The following is a 24,021-nucleotide window of genomic DNA, read 5'->3' as shown; positions in this document are numbered from 1 at the left end:
CGTGGCGGAGCCCCGGTGCGCCGGGCGGGGCCTACGCGCCCGCACCGAGGGCGCGGCCCTGGGGCGCGATGCCCGCCGGCACGGCGCGCGCCCGGGCCGGGGTGCCCGTCCAGCAGGTGCCCCGTCGGGACAGCAGACGCCGCAGCCACAGTTCCAGGGCGACCAGGTCCGCGATCCCGTCCAGCGGGATCGCGGCGCCGTCCGCCGCGTCCCGCACCGCCTCGCGGACCACCCGGGCCTCGACCAGGCCCGCCTCGGCGAGGAGCGGTGTGTCGAACAGGCCCGTCAGGGAGTCCGCCGCCACCCGCAGACCGGTGCGGGCGGCCACGGCGGAGGACGCGTGCGTGGGTGCGCCCCAGCCGGGGGGCAGGCCGCCCACCCCCGCGCCCTCCAGCACCGTGCGCAGGATCGCCGCCCGTGCCCCCGGCTGCACACGGAGCGCCTCGGGAAGGACCCGGCACGCGCGGACGACCTGGTTGTCCAGGAACGGCGCGTGCAGCCGCTGGGAGCGGATCTCGGCGGCCTGTTCGAGCACCCGCAGATCCGCCGCGTGTCTCGCCAGCGCCGCCCGGGCGCGGAAGTCGCCCGGCCGCTGTCCCGGACCCCCTCCCGTCCGTCCGGCGGCTCCTTGGAGGCGAACCGATACTTCAGCGAGTGCCTCACCGGTGAGCCAGCGCGCCGCGGGCCCCGGTCTGGCCCAGGTGAGCGCGGCGAGCGACGCGCCCACGGCGCCTCCGGGCTCCTCGAACCGCCGCTGCATCAGCCGGTCGGAGAGCGCGTCGACCCCGGCGCGGTAGGGCGTACGGGCCAGCCTGCGCGCCGCGCTGTACACCCGCGCGGGGACCATCACCGAGCCGTCCGCCTTCGCGAGCGCGGCCACCGGGCGCACCAGATGGCGCCGCTTGCGGTCCATCAGCAGGTCCGCGAGACGGGCCGGGTGCGCGTCGAGGACCTGGCGCGCGCCGTAGCCCGTGAAGTGGTCGGCGCTGCCCGCGGCCAGTCGTGCGCGATGCCGGGCCGCCGTCACCAGGGACGGGCCCGGTTCGTCGGTCAGCGGGCCCTCCAGGTCGGCATACGGCAGCACCTCTTCGCCGCCGGCCACCACCACATGGTGCAGACGGGGGTTCGCCGCCAGCGTGCCCGCCCGCTCCAGCTCCGCCTCGCGCCCCCTGACCGCCAGGTCGTTGAACGTGACGGCCAGCAGACGCTCACCTGCTCCGGTGCCGTGCCCGAGCACCGTCCCGGGCATCCCGGGCAGACCCGCGGCGAGCAGCGCCAGCGTGCCGGAGGCCGGCCCGCCGGAGAGGTCGGAGCCGATGCCGGGCACGGGCATCCCGCGCGCGGCGCGGCGTTCGGCCGGCCCCATCCCGGGAACGGGCCCGGGGTCGATGTCGGTGCCCGGGATGTGCCGGGGGGCCGCCAGACGCGCCCGCACGGCGTCGACGAGGGCGTCGCGCACCGCGTCCACCGCCGCTCCCGGGTCCGCCGGGGGTGCCGCGACCGCGAGCGAGGCGACCGGCTCGTATCCGGCGATCTCGCGTGATCCCGCCCGCAGGATGAGCGCGTGGCCCGGTGGGATGCGCCGAACGCCGTCGTACGGGGTCGAGTCGTGCACCGCGGCCGGTACGTCGGGTGCGGCGAGGAGGGCCGCCAGGTGCCCGAAGTCCAGATTGGCCTCGATGAGGTCGGCGAGGGGGAGAGCGGCGGTCGCGTAGGCCGTGCCGCCCGCCCAGGGGGTGTGGAACACCGGCCGCGCGCCCGCGAGATCGCCGCACACCGTGATCCTGCGTCCGACCTGGACGACGGCGGTATAGCTGCCGGGCCAGGCGGTCAGATGGCGAAGTGCCCCTCCCCGGGCGGCGAACAGACCGACGCGCAGTTCCTCGTCGGACGCTCCGCACATGCCCAGGACCGCGATCCGGTTCTGGGCGTCGGCCTTCACCACGCGCACCTCGTCGGGGCGCCAGTCGCCGACGGCCCACAGGGGATCCGGGTCGCCCCACAGGAGTTGGGAGCCCACCGGGTGCACGGTCTCGCCGTCGTATCCGGTGGCCCCGGCCGATCCGGGCGCTGCGGCTCCAGCGGCGGTGCTGCTCCACCCCACCAACCACCGCATCGACGCCTCCACAGGCTGGGGACAACCAGTGCACCGTACGAACGGCTCCCATGCTGCCACGAAGAGTGCCCGTGGGAGGGTGTGTGCCACTGCTTGCGCGCCGTGGAATGCGCCCGTGCACGAACCGGCACGAGCCGGTGGACTCCCGTTCGGCAAACGGCCGCCGGGCGGAAGTCCTCAACGAACAGCGACGTGAATGCGCCCCCGAAATGCTCCCCGAAAACGCCCTTCGCGCCCTGAAGAGTGGTGGTAGGAGCCTTGATCACCGCTGAGAACCACCGTCGGATTTCGGCCAAATCGAGGGTGGGCGGGCACGGTTGGGCACGCTCCGTACAGGCTCTCGCGCAACGCACAGTCCGGGAGGTGGAGTTCACCTCCCGGACCGGTCCGCCACCCGCGGGGATGAAGGCGGCGGTGTCCCCCAGCCCACTGGATCCAGTACAGCGGGCCGACCCACGCAAGGCCCATGGAACCGCTCCCCCGGTGGCCGGAGAAGAGCGCACGGACGGGCGCACGGCCACACGCCGGTAGCACGCCGCAACCGTCCGTGCCGAGGTACGGACCACAATCCCGCCATCCGGATTTAAGCCCCTTAACGCTTGGGATGCGGCGAACTACGCTGGGTTTACGAATGCCGCGCGGTTATGCCACCGCTGCGGCAGCCGTCTGTGTCGAGGGGTGACGCATGTCCAGGGAGCAACGCGGGCCGAACGAAAAACTCGGCGCCGTTCTCGCCCTCGCGGGAATCAGCAACGCAGGACTCGCCCGGCGCGTCAACGACCTTGGCGCCCAACGCGGGTTGACTCTTCGCTACGACAAGACGTCGGTGGCGCGCTGGGTGTCGAAGGGGATGGTGCCGCAGGGCGCCGCTCCCCACCTCATCGCAGCGGCCATCGGCCAGAAGCTCGGCCGCCCCGTACCGCTCCACGAGATCGGTCTGGCGGACGCGGATCCCGCACCGGAAGTGGGCCTCGCCTTCCCCCGGGACGTAGGACAGGCGGTGAGGTCGGCGACCGAGCTCTACCGCCTCGACCTCGCCGGGCGCCGGACCGGCGGCGGCATCTGGCAGTCGCTGGCGGGGTCGTTCGCGGTGAGCGCCTATGCGACCCCTGCTTCCCGCTGGCTGATCACACCGGCCGACAGCTCGGTGGCACGTGATCCGAGCCCCGGCGACGGGGCGGGAGCGCCGCTGAAGGTCGGCCACAGCGATGTCCAGAAGCTCCGTGAGGCCGCGGAGGACGCCCGGCGCTGGGACTCCAAGTACGGCGGTGGCGACTGGCGTTCGTCGATGGTGCCCGAATGCCTGCGCGTGGAGGCGGCGCCGCTGCTGCTCGGTTCGTACTCGGACGAAGTGGGCAGGGCGTTGTTCGGAGCCAGTGCCGAACTGACGCGCCTGGCCGGCTGGATGGCCTTCGACACGGGACAGCAGGAGGCCGCCCAGCGCTACTACATCCAGGCCCTGCGCCTGGCGCGTGCGGCCGCCGACGTGCCTCTCGGTGGCTATGTCCTCGCCTCCATGTCGCTCCAGGCGACGTACCGCGGCTTCGGGGACGAGGGTGTCGACCTCGCCCAGGCCGCCCTGGAGCGCAACCGCGGCCTGGCCACGGCCCGCACCATGAGCTTCTTCCGCCTCGTCGAGGCACGCGCACACGCACGCGCGGGTGACGCCCAGGCGGCCGGCGCGGCCCTGAAGGCCGCCGAGGGCTGGCTGGAGCGGGCCCGCGACGGCGACAACGACCCGTCCTGGCTCGGCTTCTACTCCTACGACCGCTTCGCGGCCGATGCCGCCGAGTGCTACCGCGACCTCAAGGCACCCCGCCAGGTCCGCCGCTTCACCGAGCAGGCGCTGTCGCGGCCGACGGAGGAGTTCGTCCGTTCCCACGGGCTGCGCCTGGTCGTGTCGGCGGTCGCCGAGCTGGAGTCCGGCAACCTGGACGCGGCGTGCGAGCAGGGCGTGCGGGCCGTCGAGGTCGCCGGACGCATATCGTCGGCGCGCACCACCGAATACGTGCGGGATCTGCTGCACCGCCTGGAGCCGTACGGCGACGAGCCGCGTGTGGTGGAGCTGCGGGAGCGGGCACGGCCGCTGCTGATGGCTCCCGCGTAGGCGCTCCGCCGGGCGGGTCCGCCGAGCACCCGCCCGGCCGTCGCGCAGCGGAGCCGCGGACGGTCCGTGGCGCTCCAGCCCGCACAGAAAACCGCATTTCGGCACAGCACCGCGCCGTCACGGGGCGCGGCCCGGTTTGAAGGCATTGTCGGTGGCGCAGTGCACTATCGAAGCCGGGAGGTGAAGCAGGTGCGGGAGAGCGCCTACGACTGCGACGTGCTGGTGATCGGGGGCGGGATCGTCGGCCTGTCGACGGCGTACGCGATCACACGTGCCTCCCCCGGCACCCGGGTGACGGTCCTCGAGAAGGAGCCGGGCCCGGCCCGCCACCAGACGGGGCGCAACAGCGGGGTCATCCACAGCGGGATCTACTACCGCCCCGGCTCCCTCAAGGCCCGGTACGCGGTGCGGGGTGCCGCGGAGATGGTCGAGTTCTGCTCGGAGTACGGCATCGCCCACGCCGTCACGGGCAAGCTGATCGTCGCGACGGAGCGGGAGGAGCTCCCGCGCCTGCACGCGCTCGTCCAGCGCGGCAGGGAGAACGGCATTCCCGTGCGCGAGCTCGGCCCGGCCCAGATCGCGGAGTACGAGCCGCAGGTGCAGGGACTGGCGGCCATCCATGTGGGCACGACCGGGATCTGCGACTTCGTGTCGGTCGCCCGGCGGCTGGGTGAGGCCTCCGGTGCGCAGATCCGCTACGGCGCGGAAGTGGTCCGGATCGATCGGCGGCCGTCCCTGGGCGCCGCCGTGCGCACCGGCGACGGCACGATCCTGCGCGCCCGCGTGCTGGTGAACTGCGCCGGACTGCACTGTGACGAGGTGGCCCGGCTGACCGGCGACGACCCGGGGATGCGGATCGTGCCCTTCCGTGGCGAGTACTACGCGCTGGCTCGGCCCGAGCTGGTGCGAGGGCTGGTGTATCCGGTGCCGGACCCGGCGTTCCCGTTCCTCGGGGTCCATCTGACGCGGGGGGTCGACGCGGAGGTCCACGTCGGGCCGAACGCGGTGCCCGCGCTGGCACGCGAGGGGTACGGCTGGGGGATCGTCCGGCCGCGTGAGCTGGGTGCGACGGTGGCGTGGCCGGGTGCGTGGCGGATGGCGCGGCAGCACTGGCGGTACGGAACCGGCGAGCTGCTGCGGTCGGTGTCGAAGCGCGCGTTCACCCGCGCGGTGCGCCGGCTGCTGCCGGAGATCGACGAGGACGACCTGGTGCGGATCCTGCCCGGGGTGCGGGCGCAGGCCGTGCTGCGGGACGGGACGCTGGTGGACGACTTCCTGATCCGCGAGGGCCCACGCGCGGTCCATGTGCTGAACGCGCCGTCACCCGCCGCCACGGCTTCCCTGCCGATCGGCAGGGAGGTGGCGCGCAGGGCGCTGGCGGTACTGGGACGGGGCTGAAGGGCCCGCGTCACCTCGGCACGGCGGCCGACCGCGGCCGTGCAGGCCCTAAAATTGGTCCCACTGTGTCTGACTCCCTCGACTTCGCTCCCGAAGACCACCCGGTCGCCGTCGGCGGCCCGGGCGGCAGCCATGCCCCCGGGGTGTCCGTGCGCCACACCCGCGCCAAGGGGGAGCCCCGGTTCCCCGACGGGCCGATGGCCGATCCCGCCGGCTCGCACTTCGAGCGCCGGATCCGGAGCTTCCAGCCGCGTCGCAGCCGGGTGACGGCCGGGCAGGCCGACGCCCTGCAGCGGCTGTGGCCCGATTGGGGGCTGGACATCGACGGACAGCGGATCGTCGACCTGGCCGAGCTGTTCGGGAACACCCGTCCGGTCGTCCTCGAGATCGGGTTCGGCATGGGCGAGGCCACCGCGCGGATGGCGGCCGAAGACCCCGGCACCAACGTCCTCGCGGTCGACGTGCACACGCCCGGGCAGGGCAACCTGCTCAATCTCGCCGACCGGAGCGGACTGACCAACGTCCGGGTCGGGAACGGCGACGCGATCATCCTGCTCCGCGAGATGCTCCGGCCGGACTCCCTGAACGGACTGCGGGTCTATTTCCCCGACCCCTGGCCCAAGAAGCGCCACCACAAGCGCCGGCTCATCCAGCCCGAGTTCCTCACGCTCGCCGCCGCCCGCCTGAGGCCGGGCGCGCTGGTGCACTGCGCGACGGACTGGGAGCCGTACGCCCGGCAGATGCTCGAGGAACTGACCGCGCACCCGGACTTCGAGAACACGCAGCCCGACGGCGGTTACGCGCCACGTCCCGACTTCAGGCCGCTGACCCGTTTCGAAGGCCAGGGACTGGACAAAGGTCATGTCGTGAACGATCTGCTGTTCCGCCGCGCAGAGCACCGAGACCAGCCCTCCGCCGACGACTGAGCGCCTGTCGCGCGCCGTCGCGAGCGGTTCCCCTCCTCGTTAGGGTCGATGCCGTGGCCACCTTCCCCCCGCATCCGATGCCACCCGGCGGCGACGCCGGTCGGGGCCGTGCCGGGCACGCGCACTGGTGGCAGAAGCGGTGGGTGCGCTACTGCGGGCTGACCACCCTGCTCACGCTCTCGGGGCTCGTCATCCTCGCCCTCGTACGCCAACAGACCGGCACCGAGGGCTTCCTGGTCGGCCTCGGCCTCGCCGTGCTGCCAGTGCCGCTGCTCGTCGCCGCCTTCCGCTGGCTGGACCGGGTCGAGCCGGGACCCTGGCGAAATCTGATCTTCGCGTTCGCCTGGGGCGCGTGCGCGGCCGCACTGATCGCGATCGTCGCGAACAGTTTCGCGACCCGATGGATAGCGACCGCGATCGCCGATCCGCACAGCGCCGACACGCTCGGCGCGACCGTCATAGCACCCGTCGTGGAGGAGTCCGCGAAGGCCGCGGCCGTACTGCTGGTCTTCCTCTTCCGCAGACGCGACTTCACGGGAATCGTCGACGGCGTGGTCATTGCGGGGATCACCGGGACCGGCTTCGCCTTCACCGAGAACATCCTCTATCTCGGCACGGCCTTCGGCACGGACCGGTTGAGCGGCGGGCACGGGCTCACCTCCGTGACGGCCGCGACCTTCTTCGTGCGCGTGGTCATGTCCCCCTTCGCGCACCCGCTGTTCACCGTGCTCACCGGCATCGGCTTCGGTGTCGCGGCGCTCTCGGCGGAACGCCGGCGCGTACGCCGTGTGCTGGTCCCCCTGGGCGGGCTGCTGCTCGCGATGGGCATGCACGCCATGTGGAACGGGTCGTCGACATTCGGCGACTACGGGTTCTTCGCGGTCTACGCGTCGTTCATGGCACCCGCGTTCGCCCTGCTGACCTGGCTGGTCGTCTGGACCCGGCAGCGGGAGCTGCGCACCGTGCGCGAGGAACTGCCGGCCTACGCGATCGCCGGCTGGCTGGGGCCCGTGGAGCCGCTCGTGCTCGGCTCGATGAGGGCGCGGCGACTGGCCCGGGAGTACGCGGGGCACCACTTCGGCCGGGCGGGGGCGCGCTCCGTCGCGGAGTACGAGGCCTATGCGACATCGCTGGCGTTCCTGCGCCGCCGGGGGCGCCTCGGCCGGGCAGGCGCCGAGTTCGTCCCGCGGGAGCGGGAACTGCTCTGCGCGCTGTGGGCCCGCCGCGCGGTGGCGCGGCCGGCCCTGGCGGACGCCGCGCGGTCCATGACACCGGTGACGGCGCCACCGGTCCTGCCGATGTACGGGGCCGCGCCGGCGTACTGGTCACCGCCCTACGTCCCGGCGGCGCCGCCTCCCACGTACAACCCGTACCGCTCCTAGCGGTCGCCGCGAGGTGCCGGTGCCGCCGGACCGAGCAGGGGTGACCGCTCGGCGGGGCAGCGGGGCGCGGCGGTCCGTGCCCTTACGCCGACGCGGCCGTCAGCTTCGCCGACTCCTCGTCCGTCAGCGACAGATCCGCCACCCCCAGCAGGGCCGGCAGCTGCTCCAGGGTGCGTGCGGAGGCGATCGGGGCCGCCACCGTCGGCCGGTCCGCCAGCCATGCGAGGGCCACCGTGGCGATCTCCGCTCCCCGCGCCTGAGCGATCTCGTCCAGGGCCGCCAGGACGCGTACCCCCCGCTCCGACTTCACGTACTCGCCGGCCCGCCCGGCCCGCGCCGAGTCCACCGTGGTCCCCGGACGGTACTTGCCCGTGAGGAAACCGGCCGCCAGCGAGAAGTAGGGAACGGCCGCGAGACCCGCGCGGGAGGCGACGTCCTGCAACGCGCCCTCGTACGTGTCGCGCGAGACCAGGTTGTAGTGCGGCTGCAGCGCCACGTACCGCGCCAGGTTCTCGCGGTCGGAGACGTCGAGGGACTCCTGGAGACGCTCGGCGGAGATGTTGGACGCCCCGATGGACCGGACCTTGCCCGCCTTCACCAGTTCGTCGAGCGCACCGATGATCTCCTCGACCGGCACCTCCGGCCGGTCGAAGTGCGTGTAGTAGAGGTCGATGTAGTCGGTGTCGAGACGGCGCAGGGACGCGTCCGCGGCGGCCTTGATGTTCGCGGCGCTCAGGCCCTGGTACTCCGGGTGCTGGCTGACCTTGGTCGCGATGACGACATCCGCGCGGTTGCTGCGCGCCTTGACCCACTTGCCGATGATGGTCTCGGACTCACCGCCCTTGTTGCCCGGGGCGAAGGCCGTGTAGGAGTCCGCTGTGTCGACGAAGTTGCCGCCCGCGGCCGCGTAGGCGTCGAGTACGGCGAAGGACTGCGCCTCGTCGGCGGTCCAGCCGAAGACGTTGCCGCCGAGGGAGAGCGGGAAGACCTCGAGATCGGAGGAGCCGAGTGTGCGAAGGGAAGTCATGGTCCATGAGAACGCGCCGACCGGACCGGCGCCTTCCGTAATCGCCGCAAAGATCTTGCAAACAATCGGATCCACCCATTCCGCCCTCTGTGCGCCACGGCCGGCAGCCCTGACGTCGGGGGGATGCCGTCAGGGCTACCGGGGCCGGGAGAGGTCTGCGGTCAGGGGGTGAGGCCCTTGCTCTGCAGCCACGCCATCGGGTCGATCGCGTCGCCGCCGCCCGGGTGCACCTCCAGGTGCAGGTGCGGCCCGGTCACGTTGCCGGTGGCACCCACACGGCCGATGACGTCGCCGGTGGCCACCTTCTGCCCCACGGTCACGCTGATGGACGACTGGTGGCAGAACCAGAGTTCCGTGCCGTCGTCGAGGGTGAGGATCGTGCGGTAGCCGTACGAGCCGGCCCAGCCGGCCTCCGTGACGGTGGCGCTGTGGATCGCCTTGATGAGCGTGCCCGTGGGCGCGGCGAAGTCGAGTCCGGTGTGGTAGCCGGAGGACCACATGGCACCGGCGTCACCGAAGCGGGAGGTGAGGGTGTAGGAGGAGGTCGGCAGCGCGTACTGCTTGGCGAGTTCGGCGAGCCGCTCGGCCTCGGCCTTCTTCTTGGCCTCCTCCTCGGCCTTCTTCTTCGCGGCGGCGGCCTTGGCCTTGGCGTCGTCCTGCGCCTTGGCGGCGGCTGCGGCGGCCTTCTTCGCGGCGGCGTCCTCCGCGGCCTGCGCGGCCGCGGCGGCGATCCGGTCCTGCTGGGACTCGGCCTGCTGCATGATCCGGGCGCGCAGCGCCTCTCCCGCGTCCGAGGAGCCGGCGGCGGCTTCCTCGGTGGTCAGGCCGGCGCTGCTGAGCGCGGTGGCCGAGCCCTTGGGGGCACTGCTCGTCTCCGCGCCGATGAACTCCTTGGCCGAGTGGGTGACCGAGGAGAGGTCGGGCATGGATATGGACACCGGAGGCTTGCCGCTCTGCGCGGTGGCCATGCCGCCCGCACCGACGGCGGCCATCACGCCGACGCCCAACACCGTGGAGCTGCGCGCGAGTCCGCCCCCGCGCTGCTTGGCGACGCGGTGCCGGCCGCGGACGGGACGGAGGGACTCCTCGGTGGGGTTCCACTCCTCCCAGGGGCCCTCGTCGTTGCCAGGCGCGAAGCCGAACGTCTGAGTGTCGTTCGGAGCGAACGAGGTGCTCTGGGCAGGCCGGTTGGACGCCACGTGGGCGCACTCCTTTCCTTCCGTCTCGCCTACCGGGTTAGCTGACGGGTTCGGAGAGGAAGGTCTCCTACGCGCGTATACCGACCGTGCTTCCACGGTGGTCTCCGCCCGATTCACCCCAAGGTGGTGGTTCCCCGGCTCCCTTGCGGGATTCGGCACACGCGCACGGAGCCGCCTCTTGTGACGGCTGGGACGACCGCGCTGCGTTATCGAACGTTAATAGACCCGGGGCCTTGATTCCAAGCCGTTCGGACAGATCATTAACGCTTCTGGCCTGGACTTTCCCGGCATGATCGGGGAAAAAGGGGCGAGTTGACCGCGCCTCATAAACCTCAGATGTATTGACCGTAAGTCAGTTGTTATGCGGAGGGGGGTCGGTCACTCACCCTTGGTGACCGCGGTCATGGACGCTCGGGTCTGCGCACCGCCAGCAGGGCCATGTCGTCCGTCGCCCGGCCGCCGGTGTGGCGGGCGACCGCCTCGGTGAGCGCGGCCAGCAGTGCGCCGGGGCCGGGGAAGACCCGGCCGGTGAGTCCGGCGGCGAGGTCGTAGAACTCCCCGTGCCGATCACGCGCCTCGGAGACCCCGTCCGTGTACAGCAGCAGCATGGCCCCGGGCGGGAAGTCCCACTCCTCCGCGCGGTCGGGCCGGGCCTCGAGGGCGCCCAGGCCGAGGGGCATCGCGCTCTCGCGGGCCTCCAGCACGCGCAGGCTGCCGTCCGGGAGCAGCATCAGGGGCGCGGGGTGACCGCGGTTGAGGATGCGGACCAGGTCGCCGCCGTGCGGGAGCTCCGCGAGGACCGCGGTGGTGAACCCCTCGACCACGTCGGGGCCGTCGCGCCGGGTCCCCTCACGCGACAGCGCCCGCTCCAGCCGTTGGGCGACGGCCTCCGGCGTCGACTCCTGTTCCGCGGCCTCCCGGAAGGCGCCGATCACCACCGCGACCACGGCCACCGCGCCCATCCCCTTACCCCGCACGTCGCCCACGACCAGCCGTACGCCGTGCGGGGTGTCCTGCACGGCGTACAGGTCGCCGCCGATGAAGGCGCCGGCCTGGGCCGCCTCGTACCGGGCGGCGATGTCGAGCCCGCCGATGCGCGCGGCGGGCTCGGGCAGCACGGCGCGCTGGGCGGCCTCGGCGATCCCGCGTGCGGAGGCGAGCCGCTCGTTCTTGCGGCGGACGAGCACGTTGATGAGGACGGCGAGCACCGCGACGGTGACGATGGTGACCGACTCGGTGATCGCACCGGCCCCGCCGAGCAGGCCGAGCCCGAGGTGGACGGCGAGGACGGCGACGATCGCCGCCAGGCCGGTGAGCACCGTGCCGCGCAGCGAGTACAGGGGCGCGGCGACGAGGGGCGCCGCGGTGAAGAGGGGGCCGGCCGTGACGTCGGACGGGGTGAGGCAGTCGTAACAGGTGCCGACCACGACGAGCAGCACGGGCAGGGCAGACAGGATCGCCCGCGCGCGTACAAGGCGGCGGGTCTCACGCTCGGCCCGGCGCGGCCGCCGGACGTCCCCGGCACCGGGGGCGTAGACGGGTTCTCCGGTCAGTAAGGCGTCGAGGCGGTCCTCGTCGTCGTACGACTCCTGCAGCCACCGCGCACCTGCTTGCTGAACCACCCGTCCAGGCTTCCCGGAAGGACGGTGCGAGGCGACCGCTGTGGGCCGGCCGGAGTACGGAACGGCGGGATACGCCCGGGCGGGCGGACACGGAGCGGGGGCGGAGGAAAGGGAACCGGGGAAACACCGAGGGCCGGAGTCCTCATGGACTCCGGCCTTCGGCCATCAGTAGCGGGGACAGGATTTGAACCTGCGACCTCTGGGTTATGAGCCCAGCGAGCTACCGAGCTGCTCCACCCCGCGTCGGTGATTCAAGTGTACGCCATGCGCGGGACACGAAAGACACAGGTTCTGCAGCCACGACCCCTGCCGGCTCTTTGCAGCCGTCGGGGGGGTTGCGCGACGCCTCAGGGGCGGGCCGGCGGGGACAGCAGGTGGGCGTTCGGAGCCTTCGCCCGCTCCTCGTACTCCGGCAGGAGCACCACCTCCGCGCCTGCGGCCGTCAGCAGCGCGTTCCCGTCGGCGGACCGCACGAACGTGTCCGGTTCACGCCATGCCGTCACCACCCGCCGTATCCCGGCGTCCAGGATCAGCCGGGCACACGGTGCGGGCCGGGACGAGCGGCGCGCGCAGGGTTCCAGACTGCTGTACACCGTGGCGCCGGGCAGTCGCGGATCCTCCGGGTCCAGCTTGGCCAGGGCCGCCTCCTCCGCGTGGACCACGGGATCGCCGTCCTCGCGGGAGTGCCCGCGCGCCAGCTCCGTGCCGTCGGCCGCGACGACCACCGCTCCCACGCTGAAGGCCGTGCGGGACGGCGGGCACTGCGCCGCGAGCTCGCAGGCCGTCTCCAGCCACCGCCGGTCCGCGGCCGAGGCGAGCGTCCCGGTCCCGGGCGCGGTGGGCACGTACCGCAGCAGCACCACGTCCCCGACCGTCCGCGCCTCCAGCAGCCGCATCCGCCCCGGCGGGTAGTCGCCGGGCCCGAACATCCGCGGCGCGTCCGCCTGCCCCACGAACAACGGCGCGACCGCGAGCTGAAGCTCGTCCGCGAGCCCCTGCCGCAGCAGCTGGGTGTGCACACGCCCGCCGCCCTCGACCATCAGCCGCCGTACGCCCTTGACGTCCCCGAGGTGGTCGAGCACCGCCCGCCACTCCACGTCGGGACCCAGCGCGACCACGTCCACGCTCTCCGGCAGCAGCCCGCGCAGCCGCTCGGCGCCCTTGTCCGTCGTGTAGACGGCCTTCTCCCCGCCCGTGTGCCAGAACTGGGCGTCCGGGTCGAGGTCGCCGGACGCGCTGACCGTCACCTTGAGCGGGTATTCCGGCAGCCCGGCGGCGACCCGGGCCGCGCGCCGCTCGGGCGAGTTGACCAGCAGCCGCGGGTTGTCGATGCGCAGCGTGCCGGCGCCGACGAGTATCGCGTCGCTGCCCGCCCGTACCTCGTCGACCCGGTCGAAGTCCTCCGGCCCGGACAGCAGCAGCCGCGAGGGCCCGGTGTCGTCCAGGAAGCCGTCGAGGGAGACGGCGGCGGACAGGAGGACGTAAGGGTGGGCCATGGGGTGCGCTCCAGTGGGACTTCGGTCGGCAACCAGGCAGGAAGGTCGCGCTGCCGACGCTTGGTTCAAGTTTTAAACAATAACTACACTGCCAGTATGACGACCCGCTGGCTCACCCCGGAGCAAGAGCGCGCCTGGCGCTCCTACATCGCCGCGTCCTGGCTCCTGGAGGACACGATCGACCGGCAGCTCCAGCAGGAGGCCGGCATGCCGCACCTGTACTACTCCGTACTTGCCCACCTCTCCGACGCACCCGACCGCCGGATGCGGATGACGGATCTGGCCGAGGCCACGAAGATCACCCGCAGTCGGCTGACGTATGTCGTCACCCGCCTGGAGAAGGATGGCGCCGTCCGCAGGGAGGGGTGCCCGACGGACCGGCGCGGCAGCATGGCGGTCCTGACGGACGCGGGGGCGGCGCTGCTGGAGCGCGCCGCGCCGGGCCATGTCGAAACGGTCCGCGCAGCCGTCTTCGACCATCTCACGCCCGAGCAGGTGAGCCAGCTGGAGGCGATCTGCGACCGGATCACGGCGGCGCTCCAGGCGGGCGAGGAGCAGTCCGCGTGCGGCGGCCTGCCCTGGCGGCGGCGTTCGTCCTCGGCGTAAGTCCCCGGAGTCCTCGGAGCCCGAAAAAGGTTGCTTGAACTTTAAAACACGGGCTAGAGTCGGCGACCGAGGTTGTGCTTCAAATCTGAAGCAGCGGGGCACTCCGCACCCGCAGCCGGCCTGGAGGAGGACGACAGACATGACCGACCCACGCGACGCCACCACATCCGGCGACGGCGGCGACCCGACCCGCCTGCCCACCGCCACGGTCCGCACCCGCGTGACGGTCCCGCTGCGCTTCGGCGACGGCTACACGGTCACCGCCGACGTCGTCACCTTCCACGGCCTCGCCGACGGCCAGGAGCACCTCGCCGTGCTCCTCGGCGAGATGTCCGCCGACCGGCCCCCGCTGGTGCGCCTGCACTCCGAATGCCTGACCGGCGACGTCTTCGGCTCGGCCCGTTGCGACTGCGGTCCGCAACTGCGCGAGGCGGTGGAACGCATCGCCGACCAGGGTGGCGTTCTGCTCTATCTCCGCCAGGAGGGCCGCGGCATCGGCCTCTACAACAAGCTGGACGCCTACGCCCTGCAGGACCAGGGTCTGGACACCTACGAAGCGAACGCCGCGCTCGGTCTGCCGGAGGACGCCCGCGACTACACGGCGGCCGCGCAGATGCTCCGCGCCCTCGGCATCAGCGGCCTGGACCTGCTGTCCAACAACCCCGACAAGGCCGCGCAGCTCCGCGCCCTGGGTCTCGCGGTCACCCACCACGTCCCCACGGGCGTCTTCACCACGGCGCACAACGTCCGCTACCTCCGCGCGAAGGTGGTGCACACCCAGCACACCCTGCCCCTCACGGAGCTGACGGCCGGCTGACGCGGCGCACCGACGCCGGTCCCACGACGGCCGGGGCGGCCTGACCGTGTGTCAGGCGCCGCGGGCCGCCCCGGCCCGCGCCCGTGTCGGACATCCGTGCCGGACACCCCTCGTGGTGCCGCCTCCGAGCCGTGTCAGAGGCTGCCGTCCGACGGTTCCCAGACCGAGCAGTCGTGTGCGAAGAGCACACGCCGGGGGTCGAGATCGGCGAGCCGGTCCAGCCAGGACGGGTAGGGCGGAAGCGGCTGCTCCACGCCCTGGAGCGCGGCGTGGCGGGCCAGCTGGTCCGACGCGAACCCGGATGCGAAGTCATGGGCCTGGCCGGCGAGGACCACGGTGCCGTCGTCCTTCCGCAGGACCAGGGACTGGTGTCCCTGGGTGTGCCCGGGCGTGGGGACGACCCGGACCCCCGGCCAGATCTCGGTCTCCCCGGCGAGCTCCTCGTAGACGACGCCGGGGAAGTCGACCAGCTCGTCGAAGGTGTGGTTGCCCCGACGTGCGGTGGCCAGCTCCACGTCCTGGACGAGGACGGGCCTGCCGCCCAGCAGGGGATTGCCGCCGCAGTGGTCGAAGTGCAGATGGCAGTTCACCACGACGGAGATGTCGTCGAGGACCGTCCCCGCCGCGGACAGAGCCTCCTGCAGCGCACGGCGCCGGGGCCGGTAGTGCGCCTCGGTCTCCGAGTCCGCGGCGCCGATACCGGTGTCGAAGAGGAGCAGACCCCGCTCGTGTCGCACCAGATAGGCGAGTACCGGCTCCACCCGTGGCTGCCCGCTGCCCGTCTCCGAGGCGGGCCGGACGAAGTACCCGAGGTCGAGCCGACGCACCGCGATGTCTCTTCCCATGCGGCCATCCTCGCGGACCGCGCTCCGCACGGCGGCCGATCTGCCGACAGCGAAGCGCACGGGCCGCGGTGGGCCGACTCGAGGCTCAGCACGTTCTGTTGCCCGTCGTGACCGGTGAGCGACCATGCCCGCGCTTCGGCCCGCGTACCGCGCCCGGCGGCCGGCAGCGGACCGGCGTGAGGACCCGGCGGCCGCTTCGCCCACGGGTCTCCCTGCCGGGCTCGCCCCGAAGACGGGGGAACCCCCGTCGACGCAGGTCGACGAGGGTTCCGACCCCGAGGGGTGCCGGTAGGCCCTGTGGGACTCGAACCCACAACCAATGGATTAAAAGTCCACTGCTCTGCCAATTGAGCTAAGGGCCCAGGCGATGTTGCCTCCCCGAGCATAGCCGGAGGAGGCCGGGACTCCGATCGGGTATCGGTGACCCGGCCACACCGGCGGCCGAGATCCTGCGGATGGCCCCACCGCCCCGCCCGGTCCTACGGATCCACCACCGTCGGTGCCCCGGCCCGCGCCGCCTCCCGCGCGCGCGTGCGCTCGTGTTCGGGGTTCAGGAACCAGTGCCGCGCCGACGCCAGCCACCAGGTCGCCGCGAAGCCGAGCACCGCGAGGACCGCCACCGGTGCGTAGTTGAAGGTCTCCCAGGTGACCGGGGAGACCTGCGGCAGCATGAAGAGGATCGTGATGACCCCGACCCACACGACCGACACCACCCCGACGATGTGCGACCAGCGGCCCAGGTGCCAGGGCCCGCGTTCGAACGCCTCGCCCTTGCGCACCCGCAGCAGGGTCGGGATCACATAGGCGACGTACAGCCCGATGACGGCGATCGAGGTGACGGCCGCGTAGGCCGTGTAGTTGATCAAGTACGGCAGACCGAGGGCCAGAGCGCCGAGCGCGGCGAGCCAGACGGCCGCCACGGGTGTGCGCGTACGCGGATTGACCGTGTGCCAGACATGCGAGAAGGGCAGGGCGCCGTCGCGTGAAAAGGCGTAGATCATCCGGCTGTTGGCCGTCACCGACGCCATCCCGCAGAACAGCTGGGCGCCGATCACCACGAGGAGCAGCAGCTTGCCCGCGGTCGCGCCGAGGGCGTCCAGCAGGATCTGGGCGGGCGGTGCGCCCGTCGGGGACGCGAGCTCCTTGTCGTACGACTGGATGGCGAAGGTGAAGCCGAGCAGCAGCACGAACCCGGCCACCCACGACGTCCATATCGACCGGACGATCCCCTTCGGACCGGCCGTCGACGCGTCGTGCGTCTCCTCCGTCATATGGGCGGACGCGTCGTAGCCGGTGAAGGTGTACTGGGCCATCAGCAGCCCCAGCAGCACCACGTAGACCCCGCTGCCCCAACCCGTGTTGTTCACGAACTTCGAGAAGACGAAGGTCGCCGACTGGTGGTGGTCCGGCACGAAGGCCAGCGCTCCGACGATCACCCCGACCCCCACCACGTGCCACCAGACACTGACGCCGTTGAGGAAGGCGACGATCCGGACGCCGAAGGTGTTGAGCAGCCCGTGCAGTACCAGGATCGCCGCGAACAGCAGCACCGTGCGGCCCGGTGTCACCTCGAAGTCGAACTGGAGGTTGAGGTATGCGCCCAGGAAGGACGCGGCACCGAAGTCGATCCCCGCCGTCACCGCCACCTGGCCCAGCACGTTGAACCAGCCCGTGAACCAGGCCCAGGCCGCGGCGGTCCGCGGGGGCGCGAGGCGGTGGGCCCAGAAGTACAGGCCTGCCGAGGTCGGATACGCCGAGCAGATCTCGGCCATGGACAGGCCGACGAACAGGGTCATCAGGCCGACGACGACCCAGCCCCAGGTCATCACGGCCGGGCCGCCCGTGTTCATACCGAACAGATAGAGCGTCAGGCAGCCCGAGAGAACCGAGATGATCGTGAAGGACACCGCGTAGTTGGAGAACGCCGACATCCGGCGGGCGAGGACCTGGGTGTAGCCGAGTTGGGCGAGCCGTTCCTCGTCGGACACGGCGGCGCCCGCGGGTCCCGAGGGACCGCGGGCGCCGAAGGGTGAGGGAGATGTCATGCCCCCAGCGATTCCCTCGCCGGGGACGTGACATGCGCCACACGGTGGTTGTCATGGCCAAAAATTGTCGTACGGGTGGCCACCTCGGGAACCGCTAGAAGATCCCCTTGTACTTCTGCCAGCCGGTGCCGATCTTCACCCGCGGCGCGAAGGACCCGTTGCCGTAACCGGTCTGCCGGAACAGACTGCCCGCGGTGTCCCGCGCAACGATGTCCACCTTGCCGTCCCCCGTGATGTCACCCGCACCGATCACCACGTTGTACGAACTACCCCAGTTCGTGGACAACCGCACCCGCGTCGCAAAGGTGCCCTTCCCCGTCCCGTAGTAACGGTAGAAGACATTCGACCTGTCCTGGGCGACCAGATCCCCGACCCCGTCACCGTTCAGGTCACCCACACCCACCACCTTCTTGTACGTCTTCCAGTTGTCGTACAGCTTCACCCGCGCCGACAACTTCCCCGCACTCGTCCCCTTGTACAGATACACCGCACCCGTCGACGCATGACGAGCCAGCAGATCAGGCCGCCCGTCACCACTGACGTCCCCCGGCGACGTCAACACGTCGTACACGTTCCAGCCACTGGTCACAAGCGTCGTGTACGGCGTCGTCGGCTTGAGCGCCGCGCCACAACCCGGCTTGTACAGACGCACGGCACCGCTGCTCAGCTTCACGAGCACGTCGTTGCACCGGTCCCCGCTCAGGTCGCCGAACGGCACCGCCTTGATCGACGTGGCCCAGCCCGAGGCCGTCGTCTGCGCGGAGAACTTCCCGGTCCCGGTCCCGTGGTGGATCGTCAGACCGCCCGAGGAGCCGAGGGTGATCAGATCGCCGACACCGTCCGGGTCCTGCGAAGCGCTGCCCGTGAAGTCATGGCGCACCGCGCCGCCGTGCAGCAGCCGGACCGTGCCCTTCGTCTCCAGCGGCCGGCCCACGCCGTCCGCCGGCGCGACCGAGAGCGTCCAGTCGTAGAGCCCGTTGGGGAGACGGCCCGTGCCGGTCGCCCCGTGCCACTTCACCGCCAGCTCACCGCGCGCCTCCCCGCCGTCGCGGGTGTCGACGACCTTGCCGGTCGCCTTGCTGCGCACCGTCAGACGCCAGTTCGCCGCAGGCTTCGACAGCACGATCCTGGTCAGGTCGGGACCGGTGTCGCTCTGGTCCGCGAAGACACTGTCGCCGGACGTCGCCGGGTCCATCGGACTCAGCGGCTGCTGCGGCACTCCGGACGGTACGAGATGCACACGCTCCTGTGCGTCGACGTAGGCGGCGTTCGGGCCGGACTCGTCGACCGTCCAGCGCACGTCCCGCTGCGAGACCCCGGTGTCCGGCAGATCGCCGATGACCCGGCTCACGGGCGTTCCGTCGGTGACCGTCGTGAGCGTCAGCTTCCCGGCCCGCCGGTCGTGCGTGACGACAAAACCGTCGCCGAGTTTCGCCTCGTCCGCCGGAACGGGCACGGACCTGTGCGTGTCGCGGTCGTAGACCCCGGCCTTGCCGTCGCAGGTCCAGTAGATCCAGCGGCCGAACGCCTGGAGCTCGGTGGGTGTGCACCCGGCGTCGGTCGTGAGGGTCTCGATGGTCTTCTTCGTCGTCAGGTCGTAGGCCGTGACCGTGCCGGGAGTGGTCCCCGCCGTCCACAGCACGTCGCCCGAGAGAGCGGCGGCGCCGGGTGCGCGGACGACGCTCGCGACCTCGTCGTCGAGCTGGACGACCCGCTGCTGGCTCGCGGTCGTGTGGATCACGTACCGGCCCGAGGCGTCGGTGATCTGCCCGCCCGCAGGCAGGCTCAACTCCCGCCAGCCGCCCTGGCCGGGCCCGTCGGCCCGGAGGCGGTCGATGCTCCCCGTGTCCCTCGTCAGCCATACCGCGCGGTTGTCCGGCGTGGCGAACAGCCGGCAGGCGCCTTCCGCCGACGGGCAGCCGAACAGATCGTCGCTGTACAGGGAACGCTCACCGAACTCGGGCGTTCCGGTGGCCGCGACGGTCCGGCCGTAGGCCTGGCGGTATCCCTGATCGCGCTCTTCCGCGACGATCAGCCGCCCCTGCTCCAGGGCAAGGCCCTCGATCCTGTACGGCGGTTTCGGCAGCGCCTTGACCTGGCTGACGACGGGCCGGCCGGCCGCGCCCGCACGGATGCGCTGGATGCCCCAGTCGTCGGCGGTGGTACGCCCGACGGCCACGGCCGTGCCGTCGGAGACGGCCGAGACGGGGGAGTCCGACGAGGTCAGCACGGTCACCGCGGCACCGCCGGCGATGGGCACCGCGGTCACGGCCGTGCCGGCGCTCGGCCGGTGGACCAGCCAGTCACCGACCACGGCGAGCCCGTCGGCGGGGTTCACGCTCCCTGTGCCGTCCAGCGTGACCCCGACCGGGGCGGCCGACAGGTCGGAACGGGAAAGCACCTGGACGGTGGCCTCGTTGGGGTTGAACAGCACCACGTGATCGGCGGTGACCTGCGCCTTGAGATAGACCTTGGAGCGCAGCGGGGTCAGGCTCTGCACCTGCCCCGTCCGCCGGTCGACCATGATCGACAGGTAACGCCCGTCCTGGGAGGCGTTGAACAGCAGACCCGTGGCGTCCCCGCCCACGGGCGCCCCGAGGTTCACCCCCTCGGGCAGTCCACCGACGGGCACGTCACGTGTGGTCCCTTCGGCGTCCGGGATCAGGAGGTGCATCTCCCGCACGGTGGTCCCGTCGGGGGCCTGCACACTGCGCCAGCCGACCGCCAGGTCGCTGTACCCGGTGAGCAGTTGGAGCCCGGCGGGCGTCTGCACGCTGCGGGTGGTCCCGTCCACCGCGTTCCACAGGTCGACCCGTCCCCCGCCGTACTCGTACGCGATCACGTCGCCGCCGGTCGCCAGGGCTGAGGTGGCTCCGGCGGGCTTGACCACGGGCACGGTCCTCCCGTCCGCATATCGCGTCCAGACCTGCCCGGTGTATCCCTCCAGCGAGTGGAAGACGCCCTGGGTCCCGGCGCCGTCGTGACCCGTGTAGGTCGACCCCTGGAAGAGCCGGGCGGATGTGTAGGTGCTGCGCAACGTCGCCGGGACCACCGTCTCGTGCGGCCCGTCCGCGATCGCGGGCGATGGCAGCAGAGGTCCGAGCCCGGCGGCGAGGACGGCGGACGCGGCGATCAGCCGCAGGCGTATGAAGGCATGACGCGACAAGGAATTCCCTCCCCGAAAACATGAGAGGGGACGCGTGTGCGTGCGGTGCACGCATCGGATTCCCCCGGCCCCCAGCCGCCGCATCCCCCTCAAAGCCCGCCGATCGTATAGGAAGTTCACAGCAAGCGGGAACGCGATGACGGCGTCTCGTGCGGCGACTTCCGCACCGCAAACGCCGTGGCCCCCACCGGAATCGGTGGAGGCCACGGCGTTCACTGCGCGCGGGGGGCGCGCCCGGCGTCAGCCGTTGCGCTTCCAGCGGGGCTTGTCCTCGCGGCGGCCGAACCCGCCCGAGCCGCGGTGGTCGTCACGGCGGCCGAACGGGCGCTCGTGACCGCCGGCGCGGAAGCCGGGGCGGTCACCCTGGCGGTCGCGGTTGAAGGGCCGGTCGCTGCCACGGTGCCCACCGCGGTCCTCACGGCGCTCGAACGGACGCCGGTCGTTGTCGCGGCGGAAACCGCCACGGTCGTCACGACGCTCGAACGAACGCCCGCCACGCTCACCGCGCTCGCCGTCCCGGCGGTCGTTGTCCCGGCGGTCGAAACCACGGTCCCGGTCGCGGTTGAAGCCTCCGCGGTCGTCCCGGCGGTCGCGGTCGAAGGGGCGACGGTCACGGTCGTTGTCCCGGCGGAAGCCACCGCGGTCGTCACGACGCTCGAACGAACGCCCGCCACGCTCGCCGTCCCGGCGGTCGTTGTCCCGGCGGTCGCGGTCGAAGGGGCGACGGTCACGGTCACGGTCGTTGTCCCGGCGGAAACCGCCACGGTCGTCACGACGCTCGAACGAACGCCCGCCACGTTCGCCGTCCCGGCGGTCGAAACCACGGTCCCGGTCGCGGTTGAACCCTCCGCGGTCGTCCCGGCGGTCACGGCCCCGGTCGAACTCGCGGTCGCGCTGGAACCCGCCCCGCTCGTCGCGCTGTTCACGGCGCTCGTAGGACGAACCGGCCGGGCGCTCCTCGCGCTCGACATCCTGGGCGGTCGGCTGCTCGGGCACGGAGATCTCCGCCTCCGGCGCCGCGTCGGCCGCCGTGGACGCGCCGGTGGCCGCCTGGACCGCCGACTCCGGGTCCTCGCCCCGCTCGCGCGCGGCACGGGCGACCAACCGGTCCGCCTCCTCGCGCAGTTCGGTCGCGCGCCGGGTGGCGTGCTCCAGCTGCTTGGTGAGGTGGGCGACCTCACGCTCGGCCTGCTGTGCGGCGTTGCCGGCGGACTCGGCCTGGACCTCGGTCATGGAACGGGCGCCGGTGATCTCGGCGACCTCGGGGTCGAACGCGGCCCCGCCCTGGATGATGTGGCGCGAGGCGTCGACGCCTGCGTCCTCCATCAGCCGGAAGATCTGGCGCCGCTGGTGCGGCAGGGCGAGGGAGACCACCGTGCCGGTACGACCGGCGCGGGCCGTGCGCCCCGCGCGGTGCAGGTAGTCCTTGTGGTCGCCGGCCGGGTCCACGTTCAGGACGAGGTCGATCCCGTCGACGTGGATGCCGCGGGCCGCGACGTCCGTGGCGACGAGCACGTTCACGTAGCCGTCCTTGAAGTCGGCCAGCGTCCGGGTGCGTGCGCCCTGCGTCATGCCGCCGTGCAGCGCGTCCGCCTTCGCACCGGCGTCGCGCATCTGCTCGGCGACCCGGTCGGCGCCGAGCTGGGTGCGGACGAAGACGATGGTCCGCCCCTTGCGGGAGGCGATGGCCGCGGTGACCGGGGCCTTGTCCTTGGGCTTCACGATGAGGATGTGGTGCGACATGGTCGTCACGGCGCCCTGGGCGGCGTCGACCTCGTGGCTCACCGGCTCGTTCAGGTACCGGTCGACGAGGGTCTGGATCTCGTTCTCCATGGTCGCGGAGAAGAGCATGCGCTGGCCGCCGGCCGGCACCTGGTCGAGCAGCTCGGTGACCTCGGGCAGGAAGCCCAGGTCGGACATCTGGTCGGCCTCGTCGAGGACCGCGATCTGCACGTCCTCGAGGGAGCAGGCGCCGCGGTTGATGATGTCGCGCAGACGGCCGGGCGTGGCGACCAGGATGTCCACACCGCGCTCGAGCGCGTAGATCTGGTTCGCCATGGACGTGCCGCCGCAGACGACCTTCATCTTCAGGCCGAGCACGTCGCCGTACGGCTGCAAAGCATCCGCGACCTGCATGGCCAGCTCACGGGTCGGCGTGAGGATCACGGCCCGCGGCTTCTTCCTCTCGGTGCGGCCGCCGGCCAGGGTGGCGACGGTCGGCAGACCGAAGGAGAGCGTCTTGCCGGAACCCGTACGGCCGCGGCCGAGGATGTCCTTGCCGACCAGGGCGTCCGGGATGGTCGCGGCCTGGATCGGGAAGGGGACGGTGACGCCGTTCTGGGCGAGCTTGCGGACGATGCCCTCGGGGAGCCCGAGATCGGCGAAAGTCACCTCGGGAGCGGCTTCCCCGCCCTCGGTGTCCTCGGACAGGACGACGTGCTCAGTACTGACAGCAGACATGCGAAATGCGAACCTTCCGGAGTTCTCGGCACGCGCCCAAACATCCGTGAAGTCGCATTCGACCGCCTCAATGCGGTCCGGCCACGGCAAGGGAGAGTACGCGCCACACGCGGCGCGTCTTTGTGGCGCCGGGCAAATGGGATCAAACGATCTACCACCATACGCACCCAGCCCCGTCGAGTGCAAACCGAGCCCCGCGTGCCCCGGGTGACCCTCACCACACGATCGCTTCGCCCTGCCGTGGGCCTCGTCGGGCGGGGCCGGACGGCTACATCGCCGGAACGCCCGCGCGGGGCGCCGGCTCCCGCTGCATCAGCTGGGTGGTCTGCTCATGTGCCGAGGACGAGGGCTCGGCGGTCGTCGGCGTGGACGATGTGGGGTCCGGCTCGCTCGGCGGTGTCGGATCCGCCGTGGTCTGCGTCGGGGTCGGATTCCCGTCCGTCGGAGCGGGAGGCACCCCGCCGTCACCCCCCTGGCCCTCGGTGTGCCCGGCGGTCGGCTTGCCGTCCTTGCCCTTGCCGCCGTGCTTTGACTCGGAGGAGGAAGGCGACGCGGAGGTGCCGGACGACTTGTCCGGGTCGGTCGAACCGCCCTTGACCGCGGCCCCGCCGCGGCCGCCGCCCGCCCCCTGACCGACCGCCGACCCACCACCGGGCGCGCCCCCGCCGTGGCGTCCCGCCGAGTGCGACGGCGACGGACTGCCCGCGTCGTCCCCCACACTCATGCAGCCGGCGAGCGCGGTCACGGCCATGACAGCTGCGGCCAGACGGACGGGTACGTAACAGGCGCGCACGGGCAGCCACCTCCGA

The 24,021-nt window shown here is 72.1% G+C and carries 16 protein-coding genes, 2 tRNA genes and 1 riboswitch; of the genes, 6 read left to right on the top strand and 12 right to left on the bottom strand.

Translation table 11 applies throughout. The annotated features are described in order from the left end of the window. Window positions 1–31: 31 nt before the first annotated feature. The gene (locus ACSHXN_RS21960; RefSeq protein ID WP_383352360.1) at window positions 32–2,116 is read right to left on the bottom strand and encodes an asparagine synthase-related protein; all 2,085 of its coding nucleotides are present in this window, start codon (window positions 2,114–2,116) and stop codon (window positions 32–34) included. Between the two features lie 685 nt (window positions 2,117–2,801). Between ACSHXN_RS21960 and ACSHXN_RS21955 the strand changes: the two genes are divergently transcribed. The 4 genes from ACSHXN_RS21955 to ACSHXN_RS21940 all read left to right on the top strand — a co-directional run bounded on the left by ACSHXN_RS21955 (window position 2,802) and on the right by ACSHXN_RS21940 (window position 7,929). After that, window positions 2,802–4,223, top strand: a complete 1,422-nt coding sequence (locus ACSHXN_RS21955) for an MFS transporter (RefSeq protein ID WP_355135311.1) — start codon at window positions 2,802–2,804, stop codon at window positions 4,221–4,223. A gap of 159 nt (window positions 4,224–4,382) precedes the next feature. Next, window positions 4,383–5,621, top strand: a complete 1,239-nt coding sequence (gene lhgO / locus ACSHXN_RS21950; RefSeq protein WP_438303568.1) for an L-2-hydroxyglutarate oxidase — start codon at window positions 4,383–4,385, stop codon at window positions 5,619–5,621. 65 nt (window positions 5,622–5,686) lie between these two features. Beyond that, complete coding sequence (trmB, locus tag ACSHXN_RS21945) at window positions 5,687–6,547, top strand: tRNA (guanosine(46)-N7)-methyltransferase TrmB (RefSeq protein ID WP_438303567.1); 861 nt, start codon at window positions 5,687–5,689, stop codon at window positions 6,545–6,547. A gap of 53 nt (window positions 6,548–6,600) precedes the next feature. Continuing rightward, window positions 6,601–7,929 (top strand): PrsW family intramembrane metalloprotease, encoded by a 1,329-nt coding sequence (locus tag ACSHXN_RS21940; protein ID WP_383352369.1) that lies wholly within the window; start codon window positions 6,601–6,603, stop codon window positions 7,927–7,929. Between the two features lie 82 nt (window positions 7,930–8,011). Here the strand turns inward: ACSHXN_RS21940 and ACSHXN_RS21935 are convergent, their stop codons facing one another. The 5 genes from ACSHXN_RS21935 to ACSHXN_RS21915 all read right to left on the bottom strand — a co-directional run bounded on the left by ACSHXN_RS21935 (window position 8,012) and on the right by ACSHXN_RS21915 (window position 13,273). After that, window positions 8,012–8,956, bottom strand: a complete 945-nt coding sequence (locus ACSHXN_RS21935; protein ID WP_438303566.1) for an aldo/keto reductase — start codon at window positions 8,954–8,956, stop codon at window positions 8,012–8,014. A gap of 161 nt (window positions 8,957–9,117) precedes the next feature. Beyond that, a complete protein-coding gene (locus ACSHXN_RS21930) occupies window positions 9,118–10,155 on the bottom strand; it encodes a M23 family metallopeptidase (protein WP_355135303.1) in 1,038 nt (345 codons plus the stop codon). 11 nt (window positions 10,156–10,166) lie between these two features. Beyond that, window positions 10,167–10,323, bottom strand: a riboswitch (cyclic di-AMP (ydaO/yuaA leader). Window positions 10,324–10,556: 233 nt separating this feature from the next. Then, window positions 10,557–11,777, bottom strand: a complete 1,221-nt coding sequence (locus ACSHXN_RS21925) for a PP2C family protein-serine/threonine phosphatase (protein ID WP_355135301.1) — start codon at window positions 11,775–11,777, stop codon at window positions 10,557–10,559. 169 nt (window positions 11,778–11,946) lie between these two features. Next, window positions 11,947–12,020: transfer RNA gene (locus ACSHXN_RS21920), tRNA-Met, on the bottom strand. Window positions 12,021–12,124: 104 nt separating this feature from the next. Continuing rightward, the gene (locus tag ACSHXN_RS21915) at window positions 12,125–13,273 is read right to left on the bottom strand and encodes a dihydrofolate reductase family protein (RefSeq protein ID WP_355135299.1); all 1,149 of its coding nucleotides are present in this window, start codon (window positions 13,271–13,273) and stop codon (window positions 12,125–12,127) included. A 96-nt stretch (window positions 13,274–13,369) separates the two neighbouring features. Here ACSHXN_RS21915 and ACSHXN_RS21910 point away from each other — a divergent pair, with 96 nt between their 5' ends. Beyond that, complete coding sequence (locus ACSHXN_RS21910) at window positions 13,370–13,879, top strand: MarR family winged helix-turn-helix transcriptional regulator (protein ID WP_355135297.1); 510 nt, start codon at window positions 13,370–13,372, stop codon at window positions 13,877–13,879. 139 nt (window positions 13,880–14,018) lie between these two features. Continuing rightward, window positions 14,019–14,696: a GTP cyclohydrolase II gene (locus ACSHXN_RS21905; protein WP_355135295.1), complete on the top strand. Its 678-nt coding sequence runs from the start codon at window positions 14,019–14,021 to the stop codon at window positions 14,694–14,696. Window positions 14,697–14,830: 134 nt separating this feature from the next. On the opposite strand, the gene ACSHXN_RS21900 is transcribed toward ACSHXN_RS21905, so the two are convergent. From ACSHXN_RS21900 to ACSHXN_RS21875, 6 genes are all read right to left on the bottom strand, one after another. Continuing rightward, a complete protein-coding gene (locus ACSHXN_RS21900) occupies window positions 14,831–15,541 on the bottom strand; it encodes an N-acyl homoserine lactonase family protein (RefSeq protein ID WP_355135293.1) in 711 nt (236 codons plus the stop codon). 289 nt (window positions 15,542–15,830) lie between these two features. Beyond that, window positions 15,831–15,903 (bottom strand) — tRNA-Lys (locus ACSHXN_RS21895). Window positions 15,904–16,020: 117 nt separating this feature from the next. Next, window positions 16,021–17,586 carry an amino acid permease gene (locus ACSHXN_RS21890; protein ID WP_355135291.1) on the bottom strand — a complete coding sequence of 522 codons (1,566 nt, stop codon included), beginning with the start codon at window positions 17,584–17,586 and terminating at the stop codon, window positions 16,021–16,023. A 94-nt stretch (window positions 17,587–17,680) separates the two neighbouring features. Continuing rightward, entirely contained in the window at window positions 17,681–20,752 is a 3,072-nt protein-coding gene (locus ACSHXN_RS21885) for an FG-GAP repeat domain-containing protein (RefSeq protein WP_356112439.1), read from the bottom strand. Between the two features lie 240 nt (window positions 20,753–20,992). After that, the gene (locus ACSHXN_RS21880; protein ID WP_355135287.1) at window positions 20,993–23,212 is read right to left on the bottom strand and encodes a DEAD/DEAH box helicase; all 2,220 of its coding nucleotides are present in this window, start codon (window positions 23,210–23,212) and stop codon (window positions 20,993–20,995) included. Window positions 23,213–23,480: 268 nt separating this feature from the next. Continuing rightward, entirely contained in the window at window positions 23,481–24,005 is a 525-nt protein-coding gene (locus ACSHXN_RS21875; RefSeq protein WP_355135285.1) for a hypothetical protein, read from the bottom strand. Window positions 24,006–24,021: the final 16 nt, after the last annotated feature.

The sequence above is a fragment of the Streptomyces sp. HUAS TT11 genome, from assembly GCF_051553595.1.
Taxonomy (GTDB): Bacteria; Actinomycetota; Actinomycetes; order Streptomycetales; family Streptomycetaceae; genus Streptomyces.
This window is presented reverse-complemented; position numbering and strand designations above follow the sequence as displayed.

Coding starts and splice junctions, on each gene's coding strand:
- ACSHXN_RS21910 (WP_355135297.1), top strand. CDS start 13,370: ATGACGACCCGCTGGCTCACCCCGGAGCAAGAGCGCGCCTGGCGCTCC.
- ACSHXN_RS21960 (WP_383352360.1), bottom strand. CDS start 2,116: ATGCGGTGGTTGGTGGGGTGGAGCAGCACCGCCGCTGGAGCCGCAGCG.
- ACSHXN_RS21905 (WP_355135295.1), top strand. CDS start 14,019: ATGACCGACCCACGCGACGCCACCACATCCGGCGACGGCGGCGACCCG.
- ACSHXN_RS21935 (WP_438303566.1), bottom strand. CDS start 8,956: ATGACTTCCCTTCGCACACTCGGCTCCTCCGATCTCGAGGTCTTCCCG.
- ACSHXN_RS21915 (WP_355135299.1), bottom strand. CDS start 13,273: ATGGCCCACCCTTACGTCCTCCTGTCCGCCGCCGTCTCCCTCGACGGC.
- ACSHXN_RS21955 (WP_355135311.1), top strand. CDS start 2,802: ATGTCCAGGGAGCAACGCGGGCCGAACGAAAAACTCGGCGCCGTTCTC.
- ACSHXN_RS21900 (WP_355135293.1), bottom strand. CDS start 15,541: ATGGGAAGAGACATCGCGGTGCGTCGGCTCGACCTCGGGTACTTCGTC.
- ACSHXN_RS21890 (WP_355135291.1), bottom strand. CDS start 17,586: ATGACATCTCCCTCACCCTTCGGCGCCCGCGGTCCCTCGGGACCCGCG.
- ACSHXN_RS21880 (WP_355135287.1), bottom strand. CDS start 23,212: ATGTCTGCTGTCAGTACTGAGCACGTCGTCCTGTCCGAGGACACCGAG.